At 72.9% G+C, this 16,358-nt stretch carries 12 protein-coding genes, 1 tRNA gene, 1 other RNA gene and 1 pseudogene; 12 read left to right on the top strand and 3 right to left on the bottom strand.

The window, feature by feature from the left end; translation table 11 throughout:
- Positions 1-77: 77 nt before the first annotated feature.
- Entirely contained in the window at positions 78-1,013 is a 936-nt protein-coding gene (locus AB0G84_RS14140; RefSeq protein ID WP_361319584.1) for a helix-turn-helix domain-containing protein, read from the bottom strand.
- 579 nt (positions 1,014-1,592) lie between these two features.
- A tRNA-Ser gene (locus AB0G84_RS14135) sits at positions 1,593-1,677 on the bottom strand.
- 131 nt (positions 1,678-1,808) lie between these two features.
- Here AB0G84_RS14135 and ffs point away from each other — a divergent pair.
- From ffs to AB0G84_RS14080, 11 genes are all read left to right on the top strand, one after another.
- Positions 1,809-1,907, top strand: an RNA gene (gene ffs / locus AB0G84_RS14130) — signal recognition particle sRNA small type.
- A gap of 116 nt (positions 1,908-2,023) precedes the next feature.
- Positions 2,024-4,537: a DNA polymerase III subunit gamma and tau gene (locus AB0G84_RS14125; RefSeq protein ID WP_361319582.1), complete on the top strand. Its 2,514-nt coding sequence runs from the start codon at positions 2,024-2,026 to the stop codon at positions 4,535-4,537.
- 300 nt (positions 4,538-4,837) lie between these two features.
- Positions 4,838-5,161, top strand: coding sequence for a YbaB/EbfC family nucleoid-associated protein (locus tag AB0G84_RS14120; protein ID WP_361319947.1), 324 nt, complete (start codon positions 4,838-4,840; stop codon positions 5,159-5,161).
- Between the two features lie 51 nt (positions 5,162-5,212).
- Positions 5,213-5,812, top strand: a complete 600-nt coding sequence (recR, locus tag AB0G84_RS14115) for a recombination mediator RecR (protein ID WP_361319580.1) — start codon at positions 5,213-5,215, stop codon at positions 5,810-5,812.
- Complete coding sequence (locus AB0G84_RS14110; protein ID WP_361319578.1) at positions 5,805-6,473, top strand: DUF5063 domain-containing protein; 669 nt, start codon at positions 5,805-5,807, stop codon at positions 6,471-6,473. Before recR ends, AB0G84_RS14110 begins: the two co-directional genes overlap by 8 nt.
- Positions 6,474-6,855: 382 nt before the next feature.
- Positions 6,856-8,127: an aspartate kinase gene (locus AB0G84_RS14105; RefSeq protein WP_361319576.1), complete on the top strand. Its 1,272-nt coding sequence runs from the start codon at positions 6,856-6,858 to the stop codon at positions 8,125-8,127.
- Positions 8,124-9,239, top strand: a complete 1,116-nt coding sequence (locus AB0G84_RS14100) for an aspartate-semialdehyde dehydrogenase (protein ID WP_361319574.1) — start codon at positions 8,124-8,126, stop codon at positions 9,237-9,239. Before AB0G84_RS14105 ends, AB0G84_RS14100 begins: the two co-directional genes overlap by 4 nt.
- A gap of 655 nt (positions 9,240-9,894) precedes the next feature.
- Positions 9,895-10,470, top strand: coding sequence for a SigE family RNA polymerase sigma factor (locus tag AB0G84_RS14095; protein ID WP_361319572.1), 576 nt, complete (start codon positions 9,895-9,897; stop codon positions 10,468-10,470).
- The gene (locus AB0G84_RS14090) at positions 10,467-11,816 is read left to right on the top strand and encodes a hypothetical protein (protein ID WP_361319570.1); all 1,350 of its coding nucleotides are present in this window, start codon (positions 10,467-10,469) and stop codon (positions 11,814-11,816) included. The genes AB0G84_RS14095 and AB0G84_RS14090 overlap by 4 nt, the downstream gene beginning before the upstream one ends.
- Positions 11,817-11,899: 83 nt before the next feature.
- Positions 11,900-12,727 (top strand): SURF1 family protein, encoded by an 828-nt coding sequence (locus AB0G84_RS14085; RefSeq protein WP_361319568.1) that lies wholly within the window; start codon positions 11,900-11,902, stop codon positions 12,725-12,727.
- Between the two features lie 419 nt (positions 12,728-13,146).
- Entirely contained in the window at positions 13,147-14,100 is a 954-nt protein-coding gene (locus AB0G84_RS14080; RefSeq protein WP_361319944.1) for a cation diffusion facilitator family transporter, read from the top strand.
- 150 nt (positions 14,101-14,250) lie between these two features.
- Here AB0G84_RS14080 and AB0G84_RS14075 read toward each other — a convergent pair whose 3' ends face one another.
- Positions 14,251-16,041 (bottom strand): prolyl oligopeptidase family serine peptidase, encoded by a 1,791-nt coding sequence (locus AB0G84_RS14075; RefSeq protein ID WP_361319941.1) that lies wholly within the window; start codon positions 16,039-16,041, stop codon positions 14,251-14,253.
- Between the two features lie 215 nt (positions 16,042-16,256).
- On the opposite strand from AB0G84_RS14075, the pseudogene AB0G84_RS14070 reads away from it, so the two are divergent.
- Positions 16,257-16,340 (top strand): annotated as a pseudogene (locus tag AB0G84_RS14070) (SAM-dependent methyltransferase); the annotation flags it as partial.
- Positions 16,341-16,358 lie beyond the last annotated feature (18 nt).

Raw genomic sequence — 16,358 nt, 5'->3', positions numbered from 1 at the left:
CGGCGGCCCGCTGAGCCCGAACACGGGCTACCACGACCGGAAGCGACTCCTAGCGCACAACTGCGGTGGCTGTGAGGTCACTTGGGGCAGTGGAGGGCTTGATGCCGGTGGTCCTTGGGCGTGGTGCCGTAGGCGGCGCGGTAGGCGCGGCTGAAGTCGGTTGCGCGGGGGAATCCCCAGCGGGTGGCGATGGTGTGGATGGGGAGGGCGCGGAGCGCTGGGTCGGCCAGGTCGCGGTGGGCCGCCTCCAGGCGTCGGCGGCGGATCCATTCGGCGACCGTGGCGTCCTCGTCCCGGAAGAGACGATGCAGGTAGCTGGTGGAGATGTGGTGCGCGGCGGCGATCGTGGCCGGGGTGAGGTGCGGGTCGTGCAGGTGCTCCCGGATGAACGCCTGGATGCGCAGGATGAGGGTCCGTCGGTGGGTCTCCGGGGAGAGACTGTCGCCCGTTTCGAGCAGGTGGGCGAAGAGCGCGGCGGTCAGATCGGTCAGGACCGTGCCCAGTCGGGGGCCGTCGGTGGGCCGGTACGAGGTGGTGTCCTCGGTGAGTTGGATGAGGAACTGCGCCAGGAGGGCGCCCATACCGTCCCGGGTCGATACCGGCACCCCGACTATCCGGCGGGCCGCGTCGCGCGGCAGCGGCACCAGGACCTTGGGAATCTCCAGCCCCAACGTCGAGACCGGGGCCCCGATGCCGTGCACGTCATTCGGCAGCGAGGAAGAGCTGATGAGCAGGTCGAACGGCTTGTACTGGGTTTCCCGGTGCCTCCACACACCCGCCCCGGTCCCGCGTACGACGAGTGAAAGGTGGTAATTCTCGGGGTCGGACTGCCGGATCAGCTTGGGCGTGCGCCGGAAGACCAGCGGCTGGAAGGTGAGCGACCACACGGTGACACCACCGAGGTCCAGCACGCGCTGGGAGGCCCGGAAGTCGTCGGCGTAGTCGCTGCACAGCTCCATGGGGGCGTGGCTACGGCCCAGGAGCTCGGCCCAGTAGTCCAACCGGTCCGGCACGGGCACATCGTCACTCCGGAACACCATCTCGTCCAACAACGGTCTTTCCCCGTTTCTGAAACCGCGGGTCAAAGGGCACACACCAGGTGGTACACGGTGTGCCCGGACGCCCCGGTTCCACACCGCCGCGGCCGGGACCGTCGCACGCCCACGGGCGCAGCTCCTGGGCAGGCGCCGCAGCTCCTGGGCAGGCGTCGATCTTGAGGCGGGGTACGTCCGCATCCGACGGGGCGGCCGACTTCGTGACGCTCGTCACGCAGCGGGGCTGCGCTGTTGCTGCTCGGAGTCCCGGATGCCGGGGTCGACGGGATCATGTCGACGCGATCACGGGGCGGGAGCCCGGGGGAGCGGCATGGACGCGCACTCGGCACCCGCACATCACGGCGCCGGTGCTGTGGAAGGTGGCGCGGCAGCTCGGCGACGCGCTCTGGGTGTCGCCCGAAGCCGACTGGACCGCGAACCGAGACGCGAACCGGAACGCGAACCGGGACACGAACCGAGATGAGAACCCGGACGGAGAACCACGAAGGGCCCCACCGCGATGCGGTGGGGCCCTTCGTTCGCCCTGCTGGGCGGCTGCGGAGGATACGAGATTCGAACTCGTGAGGGGTTGCCCCCAACACGCTTTCCAAGCGTGCGCCCTAGGCCTCTAGGCGAATCCTCCGCCGCAAACAATACAAGACGTTGGGGAGTGCTCGCGAACATGATCCGGGGAGCGGGGTGGATCGGGGGAGCGGGCGGGGGTGGGGAGGGGGAAGGGTTCGGTGGTTGGGCGGGGGATCCGCTACTGTGGTGCGCAGCCCCTCACGTGGCGCTATCTGACTGAACTCCCCCAGGGCCGGAAGGCAGCAAGGGTAGGTCGGCTCTGGCGGGTGCGTGGGGGGCGCTTGCGTTGTGATGAGGGCCTCCCTTGCTCATGGGGCCCCCGCGCCAGCGACGCCGGGGGCGGGGGCGAAGCCGAGGGCTTGGGGAAGGGCCGGCTGTCAGTGCGGCCCGATATCGTCGTAAGCGTGTCGTCCCTTGCGCTGTACCGCCGATACCGACCCGAGACCTTCGCCGAGGTCATCGGGCAAGAACACGTGACCGACCCGCTGCAGCAGGCGTTGCGGAACAACCGGGTCAACCATGCGTATCTGTTCAGTGGGCCGCGCGGCTGTGGCAAGACGACCAGCGCGCGGATCCTGGCGCGCTGCCTGAACTGTGCGGAAGGTCCCACCCCCACGCCCTGCGGGACGTGCCAGTCCTGTGTGGACCTGGCCAGGAACGGGCGGGGCTCGATCGATGTGATCGAGATCGACGCGGCGTCGCACGGTGGTGTGGACGATGCCCGTGAGCTGCGGGAGAAGGCGTTCTTCGGGCCGGCGAGCAGCCGGTACAAGATCTACATCATCGACGAGGCGCACATGGTGACCTCGGCGGGCTTCAATGCGCTGCTGAAGGTCGTCGAGGAGCCGCCGGAGCACCTGAAGTTCATCTTCGCGACGACGGAGCCCGAGAAGGTCATCGGGACGATCCGGTCGCGTACGCATCACTACCCGTTCCGGCTGGTGCCGCCGGGCACGCTGCGGGACTACCTGGCCGAGGTGTGCGGGCGGGAGGACATCCCGGTCGAGGACGGGGTGCTGCCGCTGGTCGTGCGGGCGGGCGCCGGCTCCGTGCGGGACTCGATGTCGGTGATGGACCAGCTGCTCGCCGGTGCGGGTGCCGACGGTGTGACATACGCCATGGCGACGGCCCTGCTGGGGTACACCGACGGGTCGCTGCTGGACGCCGTCGTGGAGGCGTTCGCCGCGGGGGACGGGGCAGCGGCCTTCGAGGTGGTCGACCGGGTCATCGAGGGCGGCAACGACCCCCGTCGGTTCGTCGCCGATCTGCTGGAGCGGCTGCGGGACCTGGTGATCCTGGCGGCGGTGCCGGACGCGGGGGAGAAGGGGCTGATCGACGCCCCCGCGGACGTCGTGGAGCGGATGACCGCGCAGGCGTCCGTGTTCGGCGCGGCGGAGCTGAGCCGGGCCGCCGATCTGGTCAATACGGGCCTGACGGAGATGCGTGGGGCGACCTCGCCCCGGCTCCAGCTGGAACTGATCTGTGCGCGGGTGCTGCTGCCCGCGGCGTACGACGACGAGCGGTCGGTGCAGGCCCGTCTGGACCGGCTGGAGCGTGGTGCGGGTGCCGCGCTGCTGGGCGGCGGTGCGGGCGGTGCGGTCCCCGGTGGCCCGGGGGCCGGCGGGGGACTCGGCGCCGGGCCGGCGCCCGTGGTGACCGGTGGGCCCGCGGCCGGGTACGTACCGGGGCCGGAGGCGCATCCGCCGATGCCGGCCGGAGGTGTGTCCGGACCGGCGGCTGCGCGCGCGGCGGTACGGGGGGCGACGGGGGCCCCCGCGTCGGCGGCGGCGTCCGGTGGCGCGGGTGTGCCGTCCGGCGCTGCCCCGGGAGTGGCTCCAGGGGCCGCCCCAGCAGCCCCGGTGGAGGAAGGACCCGGACCGGTGGGAGCACCGGGGGCGCCGGCCGCTGGTGCGCAGGCTCCGGCGGTCCCCGAGGCCCCGGCGGCGGACGGCGCCGGGGCGCGGCCCGGGGCGTGGCCCGGCAGCACCGGGCGGCCCGGTGCCGGTAGCGGCGGGGCCGGTGCCGGCAATGGCGGGGCGGCCCGGCAGCCGGGCGGCTGGCCGACGGCCGTGGCACCGGGGCAGGGCGGCGCCCCCGCGGCGGGCGGGCCGGCAGCCGGTGCGCCCGTACAGCAGCAGCCCGGTGCGCCCGCGGCGCAGTCCGCACCGTCCGCCCAGCCCGCACCGGCGGGGGTGGCTCCGGGGGCGGCACAGGGTGCCGCCCAGGTGCGGCAGATGTGGCCGGACATCCTGGAGGCGGTCAAGGCCCGCCGGCGCTTCACCTGGATCCTGCTGAGCCAGAACGCCCAGGTCTCCGGCTTCGACGGGACGACCCTGCAGATCGGCTTCCCCAATGCCGGGGCCCGGGACAGCTTCGCCAACGGCGGGAGCGAGGACGTCCTCAAGGACGTGCTGGCCGAGCGGTTCCAGGTGCAGTGGCGGGTCGAGGCGATCGTCGATCCGTCGGGCGGTGCCCAGCCGCCGGCCGGCGGCGCCCCCCGCAGCGGCGGTGGCGGCTTCGGCGGTGGCAGTGGCGGCGGTGGTGGCTACGGCGGTGCGCCCGGCGCGCCGCAGCAGTACGCACCGCAGGCCCCGCCCCAGCAGCCCGGCCCGCCGTCGGCCCCGGCGGCCCCGTCGTCCGGCGGCCCGTACGGGCAGGGCGGCGGCGCGTCGGGCGGCGGTGGCCAGGGCGCCCGGATGGCGCGGGAGGCGGTCGCCCCGGCGGCCTCCGCGGGCGGTGGGCAGGGCGCTTCCGCGCCGGAGCCCTCGTACACCCCGCCGGAGCCCCCGCCGATGTCGATCGAGTACGACATGCCGGCCGAGGACGACCCGGACCTCGTCGACTCCGCACTCAGCGGCCATGACCTGATCGTCCGCGAGCTGGGGGCCACGGTGCTGGAAGAGTTCAACAACGAGTGAACGAGCCCGTGGGCGCCGCCTGTGGGGGCCGCCTGCGGGAGGGCGACTCGCGGCCGGTCGGGAGCGCGGGCGGGGCGGTAGCGGTAGCTGTCGCGCTCGACGGTGTGTCAGCGGTGTTCGGCGGTGGGTGACCACGGGGCGGGTGGAGCGGGACGGCCGCCGGATGTACCCCGGACGTACACCCGTGCTCCTCCCTACGGCGTAGGGCGCGGGGCCGGTGAAACACGTAGGCTCGGGCTACCGCACCAATCGTTGTCGTACGGCAGGAGTTCCGTCGTGATCCCCGGTGGTCAGCCCAATATGCAGCAGCTGCTCCAGCAGGCTCAGAAGATGCAGCAGGACCTTGCGGCCGCCCAGCAGGAGCTGGCGGAGACGCCCGTGGAGGGTTCCGCGGGCGGCGGTCTGGTCAAGGCGACGGTGACCGGCTCCGGTGAGCTCAAAGGCCTGGTCATCGACCCCAAGGCGGTGGACACCGAGTCCGCCGAGGAGACGGCGGAGACCCTCGCCGACCTCGTCCTGGCGGCGGTCCGGGATGCCAACGCCAGCGCCCAGCAGCTCCAGCAGCAGAAGCTGGGTCCGCTTGCCCAGGGCCTCGGTGGCCAGATCCCGGGGCTCCCTTTCTGAGGGGTGGGCAACTAGCGTACGCAGCACGGCAGAAGAGAGAGAAGACGTTCCGTGTATGAAGGCGTGGTCCAGGACCTGATCGACGAGTTGGGCAGGCTGCCCGGCGTCGGTCCCAAGAGCGCGCAGCGGATCGCCTTCCACATCCTTCAGGCCGAGCCGACCGATGTCCGCCGGCTCGCGAGCGCGTTGATGGAGGTCAAGGCCAAGGTCCGGTTCTGCAGCGTCTGCGGCAATGTGGCGCAGGAAGAGCAGTGCCGGGTCTGTCTGGACCCGCGGCGTGATCCGGCGGTCATCTGCGTCGTGGAGGAGCCCAAGGACGTCGTGGCCATCGAGCGGACCCGCGAGTTCCGCGGCCGCTACCACGTCCTCGGTGGGGCGATCAGCCCGATCGAGGGCGTCGGCCCCGACGACCTGCGGATCCGGGAACTGCTGGCCAGGCTCGCGGACGGCACCGTCACCGAGCTGATCCTGGCCACCGACCCGAATCTGGAGGGCGAGGCCACGGCCACGTACCTGGCCCGCATGGTCAAGGCCATGGGCCTGAGAGTGACACGGCTGGCGAGCGGACTGCCGGTCGGAGGCGATCTGGAGTATGCCGACGAGGTCACGCTCGGGCGGGCCTTCGAAGGGAGGAGACTTCTCGATGTCTGATGCCACGCTGCACGACGCGACACGGAACCCGGACGACTTCGCCGTCTCGATCTCGGACTCGATCGAGAGCTTCATCGTCGCCGTCACGGAGGTCGCCAAGGGTGATGAGCCGGACAGCGCGGTGCCCTTCCTGCTGCTGGAGGTCTCCCAGCTGCTGCTCACCGGCGGCCGGCTGGGCGCTCATGAGGACTTCGTCCCCGACGAGCGGTACGAGCCGGACACCGGTCCGGAGCCGGACGCCGACGGGCTGCGGGAGCGCTTCGCGGCCCTGCTCGACCCGGTGGACGTGTACTCGGAGGTCTTCGACCCGTACGTGCCGCGCAGCGAGCCGGTCGCCTGCCGGATCTCCGACGACCTGGCCGACATCATCACCGACCTGCGGCACGGACTGGCGCACTACCAGGCGGGCCGGGTGAGCGAGGCCCTGTGGTGGTGGCAGTTCTCCTACCTTTCCAACTGGGGGCCGACCGCCTCGGCCGCGCTGCGCGCGCTGCAGTCGCTGGTCGCGCACGTACGCCTCGACCAGCCGCTGGACGCGCTGGACGGTCTGGACACCGACAGCGGCCTGGACGGCGACGGGGACGAGGAGCGCCTCGCCGAGGAGGCCGGGCGGGTCATGGCGGCGGAGATCGCCGGGCCGCTGGGGCTGCGGGGCCCCTGACCGTGGCCGGCCTCCCGGGATGCCCGGGGGCTGTGACCTGGGTTACGTTTCCGTGTGTACGGGCGCGGAGCGGGCATGTGCTCCGCCGAGCGGGCGCGACGGTGCGCCACGCGGATCCGCCGAGCGGGACCCGATCCACGGTGACCGGTGCGGCAGGGCCATTCGGCGAACGGCCGGACGGTGAGTGATCGCTCGGTGAGCGATCGGTCAGCGAGCCGACCGGTCGGTGAGTGACCGGCCGACCATTCCGTGAGCCGCAGGTCTCACGATGTGGTTTCAGCGGGGCGGATTCCGCTTGCTCGTTAGACTGAGCCGACCGCAGTACCCCCATTTCCGGGGGTCCGGGAGGAAACTCCCGAAGAGACAGTTGCGAGGAGCGCACGTGGGCCTTGTCGTGCAGAAGTACGGCGGCTCATCCGTTGCGGATGCCGAGGGCATCAAGCGCGTTGCCAAGCGAGTCGTCGAGGCCAAGAAGAACGGCAACCAGGTTGTCGTCGTGGTCTCGGCGATGGGCGACACGACGGACGAGCTGATCGATCTCGCTCAGGAAGTGTCCCCGATCCCGTCGGGGCGCGAGTTCGACATGCTGCTGACCGCCGGAGAGCGGATCTCCATGGCCCTGCTGGCGATGGCGATCAAAAACCTCGGTCACGAGGCGCAGTCCTTCACCGGTAGCCAGGCCGGTGTCATCACCGACTCCGCGCACAACAAGGCGCGGATCATCGATGTCACTCCGGGCCGTATCAAGACCTCCGTCGACGAGGGCAACATCGCCATCGTCGCCGGCTTCCAGGGCGTGTCCCAGGACAAGAAGGACATCACGACGCTGGGGCGCGGTGGGTCGGACACCACCGCCGTGGCGCTGGCGGCCGCGCTGGACGCCGACGTCTGTGAGATCTACACCGATGTGGACGGTGTCTTCACCGCCGACCCGCGGGTCGTGAAGAAGGCCCGGAAGATCGACTGGATCTCCTTCGAGGACATGCTGGAGCTGGCAAGCTCCGGATCCAAGGTGCTGCTGCACCGTTGCGTCGAGTACGCACGCCGTTACAACATCCCGATCCACGTCCGCTCGTCCTTCTCGGGGCTGCAGGGCACGTGGGTCAGCAACGAACCGCAAGGGGACCAGCCGATGGAGCAGGCAATCATCTCGGGCGTCGCACACGACACCTCCGAGGCGAAGGTCACGGTCGTCGGAGTCCCGGACAAGCCCGGCGAGGCCGCGCTCATCTTCCGTGCGATCGCGAACTCCGACGTCAACATCGACATGGTCGTGCAGAACGTCTCCGCCGCGTCCACCGGTCTGACCGACATCTCCTTCACGCTGCCCAAGGCCGAGGGCCGCAAGGCCGTCGCGGCCCTGGAGAAGACCCGGGCGGCGGTCGGCTTCGACTCGCTGCGCTACGACGACCAGATCGCCAAGATCTCGCTGGTCGGCGCGGGGATGAAGACCAACCCGGGCGTCACCGCGACGTTCTTCGAGGCGCTGTCGAACGCCGGCGTGAACATCGAGCTCATCTCGACCTCCGAGATCCGCATCTCGGTGGTGACCCGGGCCGATGACGTGAACGAGGCCGTGCGTGCCGTGCACACCGCCTTCGGGCTCGACTCCGAGAGCGACGAGGCCGTGGTCTATGGCGGCACCGGACGATGATTCCGGCCGAGGCGGGCCGTCCGTCCCTCGCTGATACGGCAGGGGCGGACGCCCGCACGGGCCACAAGCCGGATCTCGCCGTCGTCGGCGCCACGGGCGCCGTCGGCTCGGTCCTGCTCGGCATCCTGTCCGAGCGGGCCGACGTCTGGGGCGAGATCCGGCTGATCGCCTCCCCCCGCTCGGCCGGCCGCAAGCTGACCGTACGGGGCGCCGAGGTCGAGGTCGTCCCGCTGAGCGAGGACGCCTTCGACGGGGTGGACGTCGCGCTGTTCGACGTCCCCGAGGAGCTCGCCGCGCAGTGGGTGCCGGTCGCGGTGTCCAAGGGCGTGGTGGCCGTGGACAATTCGGGCGCGTTCCGGAGGGATCCGGACGTGCCCATGGTCGTGCCCGAGGTCAATGCGCACACCGCGCGGGTGCGTCCGCGCGGGGTCATCGCCAATCCGGGCGCCACCACGCTGTCGATGATCGTCGCGCTGGGTGCGCTGCATGCCGAGTACGGGCTGAGCGACCTGGTGGTCTCCGCGTACCAGGCCGCCTCCGGTGCGGGGAAGGCCGGGGTGGACACGCTGCGGGCACAGCTGTCCGCGGTGTGCGGAACGGAGCTGGGGGCCGCCCCCGGCGACGTACGGCGGGCTGTGGGGGACACCCTGGGGCCCTTCCCGGCGCCGATCGCGCTCAACGTCGTGCCCTGGGCGGGCTCGCTCCACGAGGACGGCTGGTCCTCCGAGGAGTTGGCCCTGCGCCATGAGACCCGGAGGGTGCTGGGGCTGCCCGAGCTGCCGGTCGTCGCGACCTGTGTGCGGGTGCCGGTGCTCACCACCCACTCGCTGGCCGTGCACGCGCGGTTCGAGAACGAGGTCACGGTCGGCGGCGCGCACGAGATCCTGGCCGCGGCCCCCGGGGTGGTGCTCTGCGACGACCCCGAGGAGGGTGAATTCCCCACGCCGTCCGATGTGGTGGGCACCGACCCCACCTGGGTGGGGCGGGTGCGGCGCTCGTTGGACGACCCCCGGGCGCTGGAGCTGTTCGTGTGCGGGGACAATCTGCGCAAGGGCGCGGCGCTGAACCTGGCGCAGATCGGCGAGCTGCTGGCGGGCGAGCTGCGCGGCTGACCCGACCGTCCCGGTTTCCGGCCGCGGCTAGCGCGGCGGTCTCGGGAGCCGGCCGCGACGGGCCCGGCGGTTCCGGTTTCTGGCGGGGGCGGTCCGCAGCCCTGGATTCCAGCCCCCGGTGCCCAGTTCGCACCCCTGATTCCTGAGCCCCAGGTGAACCCCTGGGGCTCCGGTGTACTGCGGGGCGGGCACCGGCCGTAGGGGGAGGGCGACTTGGCGTGATTGGCCATCGCGGGACGAGCGCCCGGGAGATACTTTGTGGGTCGTGTGAAGATCTTGTGAGCGAATTGCTGGCCCAGACCTCTTGATCTGGGCAGACGATCTGTTCGACCATTCGCTCCCCGCCACACTGCAACCGGCAGTTGGGCGGGGGGCGTCTTTGTGGCCGCCCTCCGGGGTGGTCCGGGATGTCCGCGGGCCGCTTGGTGCGTCCTCGGGCATCGGGGCTCACACGTCGGGACTTATCGGGCATTCGGGAAGAGCTGGTACGCATGAGGGCATTTGATGCATCGTCACAAGCGGTGCCTTGCGCGTACAACCCTTACAGGGGGAAGCGTGTCCAACAGGCGTGGCAGAGGTACTCGGATTCACGATCGCGCCCGTGGGTGGCGCAGGGGCAACTGTGCGCCCACCGCGGCCCCGTGCGGCCGGGGGCATGCCGGTGATCGCCCCCTGGCCCACCACGCGCGCCGCGCAGGTTCCCTCCCAGCGGGGGGACGTTGACGACGCGATGGCAGCGGGAACCACGGTCGACCACCTCACCGAGACCTACCGGGCGCACTACCGCTCGCTGCTGGGTCTCGCCGCCCTACTCCTCGACGACACCGCCTCCTGCGAGGACGTCGTCCAGGAGGCGTTCATCCGCGTGCACTCCGCGCGCGGCCGGGTGCGCGACCCCGAGAAGACCCTCGCCTACCTCCGGCAGACCGTGGTCAACCTCTCGCGCTCCGCGCTGCGCCGGCGCATCCTCGGGCTCAAGCTGCTCTCCAAGCCGATGCCCGACATGGCCAGTGCCGAGGAGGGCGCCTACGACCTGCTGGAGCGGGACCAGCTGATCAAGGCGATGCGCGGGCTGCAGCGCCGGCAGCGCGAGGTGCTGGTGCTGCGCTACTTCGCCGATATGACCGAGGTGCAGGTGGCCGAGACGCTGGGCATATCGCTGGGCTCGGTCAAGGCGTACGGCTCGCGGGGCATTGCGGCGCTGCGCGTCGCGATGGAGGCTCCGGCATGAGTGGCACGACGTATGGCCGCCAGGACCCGTACGCCGTGGCCACGGAGCCGGGCGTGCCCGGTACGGGCGATGACATCGCTGTCACGGACGGCGGCGGTGGCGCCACGGACCGTAGGGGCGGTGCCGGCGGCGTCGCGGAAGGCCGGACCGGCGCCCACCTCGACGAGGGTGCCCGGGCGCGGCTGCTGGCCGCCGTGTTCGAGGGCGAGACCCATGACCGCGACGCGGACGCCGAGGTCGCCTTCGGCGGCGGCAACGGCAGCAGCAGTGGCTCCGGCAGCGGGCGGGACCACGGCCGGAGCCACCCCACCGGCGGCCCCGGTGGCTTCGGTGACGAGGACGACCTGAGGCGGCTGCTGCAGTCCCGGGTCGGCGACCTCCAGCCCTCGCCGGACGCCCTGGAGCACCTGCGGAGGGCGGTTCCCGCCCGCCGCCAGCGGCGCCGTCATGCCGTCGTCGGTGCGGCCGCCGCACTGCTGCTGAGCGGCACCGCCATCCCCGCCATGGTGCACGTCGCGCACCTCGCCGAGGACTCCCCGGACCGGCCGGCCAACGCCGCGGTCAGCCAACAGCGTGCCCACGGCGGCACCGAGGGCGCGCACGGCGAGGGCACCGAGCAGGCCGGTCCGCCGCCGGCCGGCCGGGACGGTACCCAAACCGGTGCCGGCGAGCGCTCGGGCCGCGGCAGGACGACCGAGAAGAACGGCGCGGGCCACAGCGCCGGGACGGGCACCCCCGCCCCGGACGAGACCATGGACGTCACCTCGCCGGTCTGCTCCCGCGACCAGCTCGGCCAGGGCACCAGCACGGTCCGCCCGGCGGACTCCGCGGGCCGGGTCTACGGCGCGTTCCGGGTGGTCAACACCTCCGGCGCCGCCTGCTCCGTCGAGGGCGGCGGCACCGTCGGTGTGGTCGCCCAGGGCGGCACCAACCCCGACCGCATCCATGTCGTCGACCACACCTCCGGCGACGAGGCCACCGGGCTGCCCGACCCCGCCACCACCCCCGACCAGCTGGTTCTCAAACCGGGGGAGGCGTACGAGGTCCGGTTCGCCTGGATCCCGGAGGCCGGCGGAGGCGCCGGCGGGTGCGTCAGCCCGGGGCCCTCGCCGTCGCCCGAACCCAGCAAGGAGCCGGGCCAGTCCCCGGACGCCGGCGCCACCTCGGCCGGTGACAGCGGGGGTCAGGCGGGCGGCGACGAGGGTTCCGGCGACGGGGGAAAGACGACCGGAGGGATCGTTCTCAGCCATACGCCGGAGGCGGGCGAGCCCTCCGCGGCCGATGCCAAGGTCACCGATGCCTGCGCCGGGACGGTCTACCGTACGGAGGCCCTGGCCGCCCCGTGACGGGCGCCGGGCCGGGCCCTGCGGGGCCGTGGGGCGGGAGGGGCGGTGCGGGCCCGCCGGGGCGGCACCGTACCGTTGAGGGCGTGTATCGGTTCCTGCTGACCCCGCGGTGGTGGGGGATCAACGTCTTCGCCGTGCTGGCGATTCCCTTCTGCATCTTCATGGGCAGCTGGCAGCTGGGCCGCTTCGAGGACCGCGTCGCCACCCACCAGCAGCAGGAGGACCGTTCCGACCGGGCCAGGGCCGCGGCGGCCCGCCCCGTCGAGAGCCTGCTGCCCGTCGACCAGGTCACCTCAGGGCGTCAGGCCAGCGCCCGCGGGCACTACGACACCGGACACCAACTGCTCGTACCGGACCGGACGGTGAAGGACGGACACGGCGAGCGGCAGGGCTTCTACGTGCTGACGCTGCTGCGCACGGACGGCGGCAAGGCCCTCCCGGTCGTACGGGGCTGGCTGCCCGGCGACCCGGGGGTGCGGGCGGACGCCGCGAAGGTGCCCGCGCCGCCGAAGGGCGAGGTGACGGTCACCGGGGCGCTGCAGGCCTCCGAGAACCAGGGCACCGACGGGGTGCACGCCGGCGGCGGGCTGCCGCGGGGCCAGCTCGGCATGATCAGCGCGGCGTCGCTGGTCAACATCGTCCCGTACGAGGTCTACGACGGCTGGATCACGCTCACCGATGCCCAGGCCCCGCTGCGGGCCGTGCCGCCGGCCGCCGCCGAGGGCAGCGGCCTGGACCTCAAGGCCTTCCAGAACCTCGGCTACACGGGCGAGTGGTTCGTCTTCGCGGGCTTCGTGGTCTTCATGTGGTTCCGGCTCTTCCGGCGGGAGGCCGAGGCCGCCCGGGACGCGGCGCTGGGGATCTTCCCGGAGCCCCCTTGCGAGCCGGTCGCAGCTGCTCAGAAGGGGTAGCAGCGCTGTAGCCGCAAGGGAGTTGGCGTGCCACGGTAGGCCGTATGGCAGGCAATCCGTTCCCTCCGCACGGCCCTGGTCCCTGCACTCCGCACGGCCGTGACTCCTTCCTTGGCGACGGGCAGGGTTCCTCCCCTCCGCGGGGTCAGGAGTCCTCCTCTCCGCGGGGTCAGGAGTCTTCTTGTCCGCAGGGGCATGAGGCGTCCCCTCCGCACGCTCATGAGGCGTCCCCTCCGCACGGTCAGGAGGGCGCGTACCGCCACCCGGAACGGCACGGGCACGAGCACGGCGGGCATGGTGGGGCCGGCGGGCACGGCCACGGGCACAGAGGGGCCGGCGGGCACGAGCACGGCGGGCACGGCGGGCACGGGGAGAGCGGTGCGGGGCGCTGGGCGCGTGCGCGGCACCGGGTCCGGCATCTGGTGGTGCCGCACGGGCACGAGGCCGTGGACAAGGTCGATGCCGCGATGGAGGGCTCCCGGGAGGGGATGCGGACCCTCTGGCGCTCGCTGGCGGTGCTGGGGCTGACCTGCCTGGTGCAGGCGGTGATCGTGGGGCTGTCGGGGTCGGTGGCGCTGCTCGGCGACACGATCCACAACGGTGCGGACGCGCTCACCGCGGTGCCGCTGGGCATCGCCTTCGTCCTCGGGCGCCGGGCGGCGAACCGCCGCTACACCTACGGCTACGGCCGCGCCGAGGACCTCGCGGGCATCGCCATCGTGCTGACCATCGCCGCCTCGTCGGTGCTGGCCGCCTGGGAGGCCGTCGACCGCCTGTTGCACCCCCGGGAGGTGACCCACCTGTGGGCGGTCGCCCTGGCCGCTGTGGCCGGCTTCATCGGCAACGAGTGGGTGGCCCGCTACCGCATCCGCACCGGCCGACGGATCGGCTCCGCCGCCCTGGTCGCCGACGGGCTGCACGCCCGCACCGACGGCTTCACCTCGCTGGCCGTGCTGCTGGGCGCCGGCGGTGCGGCGCTCGGCTGGCGGCTGGCCGACCCGCTGATCGGGCTGTTGATCACGGCGGCCATCCTGCTGGTGCTCCGGGATGCCGCCCGCGAGGTCTACCGGCGCCTGATGGACGCCGTCGACCCCGGGCTGATCGACACCGCGGAGGCGGCCCTGCGCGGGGTGGACGGTGTCCGCGGCACCGGGCAGGTCCGGATGCGCTGGATCGGCCATACGCTGCGGGCCGAGGCCGACATCGTCGTCGACCCCGGGCTGACCGTGGTCCGGGCCCATGCGGTGGCCGTCGCCGCGGAGCACGCCCTCATCCACGCCGTGCCCCGGCTCACCGCGGCGACCGTCCACACCGACCACACCGCCGTGGGCGCCGACCCGCACGCCGCCCTCGCCCACCACACCGCCCACTGAGCGGCGCCGGACACCGCCCACTGAGCGGCGCCGGCGGACGGGGCGACGCGGCGGGGCAGCGAGGCGGCGCGGCGGGGCGGCGAGGAGGGCGGGGCGGCGAGGAGGGCTGACCCGCCGGTCCCGGCCGCCGGGTCAGCTCTGCGGGCCGGGTCAGCCCTGCGGGCCGTCGGTGTTCACATGGCGCTGGGCGAACTCCAGCTCCAGGCGGATCTGCTTGATGCGCTCCTCCACCACCAGCGAGCCGTGGCCGGCGTCGTAGCGGTAGACCTCGTGCGGGTGGCCGCGCTGCTCCAGGCGCTGGACGTAGTTCTCCACCTGCCGGATGGGGCAGCGGGGGTCGTTGACGCCCGCGGAGAGGTAGACCGGAGCCCGCACCGCGTCCACGTACGTCAGCGGGGACGAGGCCGCGAAGCGCTCGGGGACCTCCTCAGGGGTGCCGCCGAGCAGGGTGCGGTCCATCGCCTTGAGGGCCTCCATTTCGTCGTGGTACGCCGTGACGTAGTCCGCGACCGGGACCGCGGCCAGGCCCACCGTCCAGGCGTCCGGCTGGGTGCCCAGGCCCAGGAGGGTCAGGTAGCCGCCCCAGGAGCCGCCCGACAGCACCAGCCGCCCGGGGTCGGCCAGGCCGGAGGAGACCGCCCAGGCGCGCACCGCGGCGATGTCCTCCAGTTCGATCAGCCCCACGCGGTGCTTGAGGGCGTCGGTCCAGGCACGGCCGTAGCCGGTGGAGCCGCGGTAGTTGACGCGGACCACCGCGAAGCCGTGGTCCACCCAGGCCGCCGGGGCGGAGGCGAAGGAGTCGCTGTCGTGCCAGGTCGGGCCGCCGTGGATGTCAAAGACGGTGGGGAACGGGCCCTCGCCGGGCGGCTGCTGGACCAGGGCGTGGATCCGGCCGCCGGGGCCGTCCACCCAGACGTCGCGCACCGGCACCGAGGGGGGCGCCGTCATCCCGGGCGGGTCCAGGACGACCTGGCCGGTGGTGGAGCGGACCTCCGGGGGCTGGGCGGCCGACGACCACAGGAACTCGACGGTGCCGTCCGGGCGCGCCGAGGCGCCGGAGACCGTGCCGGCCGGGGTCTCGACCCGGGTCAGCGCCTCGCCCGCGGGGGCGGAGAGGTCGTACCGCCACAGCTCGCTGCGGGCCTGGTACTCGTGCTCCACCAGCAGGGCGGAGCCGTCCGGGTACCAGTCGGCGCCCACATCGCCGGGGAGGTCGATCTCCAGGGGCGTCTCCACCCCGGTCAGCGGGTCCCAGAGCATCGGCTCCCAGCGGCCCCGCCGCTGGTGCCCCACCAGGAGCCGGGAGTCCCCGTCCACCGGGGCGAAGCCCATCACCGACAGGCCCAGCTCCTCGGTGCCGCCCTTGGTGTCGTCCAGCTCCGCGACCGCGGAGCCGTCCGGGCGCACCACCCGGATCGCGGAGTGCATCGCGTCGCCGTGCTCGGTGTGCTCGACGGCGATCAGGGAGCCGTCGTGCGCGAGGTCACCGACGCCGGCCGACTCCCGGTGGCGGTAGATCTCCACCGGCGGCTGTCCGGGCCGCACCACATGGATCGTCGAGCCCTCCTCGTCGGTGGAGCGGCCGACGACCGCGGTGCCGTCCCGACCGAGCGCCAGGCCACCGGGGTAGGAGGGCGCAAGGCCCGGTGTGGCGGGCTCGTCCGGGCCGCCGGTGAACGGCTGGCGCATCCAGACCCCGAACTCGTCCCCGTCGGTGTCGGAGAACCACCAGATCCACTCGCCGTCCGGCGACAGGGTGCCGTCGGTGGTGCCGTTCGGCCGGTCCGTGGCCTGGCGCTGTCCGCCACTCACCCGGTCCCAGGCGTACAGCTCGAAGGTGCCGGTGGCGTTGGAGACGAACAAGGAGCGGTCCGGGGCCTCCTCGGCCCAGTCCGGCAGCCCGATCCGCGGCGCGCGGAAGCGCTTCTCCCAGTCGGGCATCCCGGTGTCCGTCATGGGGTGTGCCGGGGGCGGGGCCGGGGCGGTGCAGCGGTCGGTGTGGGCGGTCGTCTCGTCAGTCATGGGCCCATTCTGCGCCCGGCGGGGAAAATGCGTTGGCGGGGCCCGAAACCCTGTGGATAACTGCGCGGTATGCATGGACGTCCCGCCCCCGCCGACCGGCGGGAGATCCATCGCGCCGGGTGGGGCGAGCGCGTGTCCACACCGGCATCGGCGCCCTCAACCGGCCGCCGGAACCGGTGCGTTGGGCGGACACCGCGGCCTCGCTGGTGGCCCCCGGCGACCGCCCCCACAGCCCG

Source organism: Streptomyces sp. NPDC020742, assembly GCF_040641675.1.
Taxonomy (GTDB): domain Bacteria; phylum Actinomycetota; class Actinomycetes; order Streptomycetales; family Streptomycetaceae; genus Streptomyces.
Note: the sequence above shows the minus strand (reverse complement) of the source record. Positions and strands in the feature narration are given on the sequence as shown.